This is a genomic window from Streptomyces sp. BE20 (assembly GCF_036322525.1).
GTDB lineage: Bacteria > Actinomycetota > Actinomycetes > Streptomycetales > Streptomycetaceae > Kitasatospora.
The window spans coordinates 1-322 of sequence record NZ_JAQYWW010001034.1 but is presented as its reverse complement, the minus strand read 5'-3'; the positions used below and the strand labels follow the sequence as shown (position 1 = coordinate 322).

At 76.7% G+C, this 322-nt stretch carries 1 protein-coding gene; it reads left to right on the top strand.

The window, feature by feature from the left end; genetic code table 11:
• Positions 1-27 precede the first annotated feature (27 nt).
• Positions 28-322 (top strand): AMP-binding protein (locus tag PUR61_RS45540; protein WP_329882407.1); only part of this gene is annotated, 295 nt, incomplete at its 3' end.

Below are 322 nucleotides of genomic sequence, written 5' to 3'. Positions count from 1 at the left end.
CTGGCCGGGCTGCTCGCCCCCGGCGACGTGGTGGGTGTGGTTCCGGTGGCGGGTTCGGTGGTGGAGCGGTTCGAGGGGTGGGTGCGGGAGGCGCCGGGGGCGGTGGCGTTGGGGGTGGGGGGGGAGTCGTTGACGTCCGGGGAGTGGGGGGAGCGTTCGGCGCGGTGGGCGTCGGTGCTGGTGGGTCGGGGGGCCGGTCCGGGTCGGTGGGTGGGGTTGGCGTGGCCGCGGTCGGTGGACCTGGTGGTGGCGATGGTGGCGGTGTTGCGGTCGGGGGCGGGGTATCTGCCGCTGGATCCGGGTTTCCCGGCGGAGCGGCTGG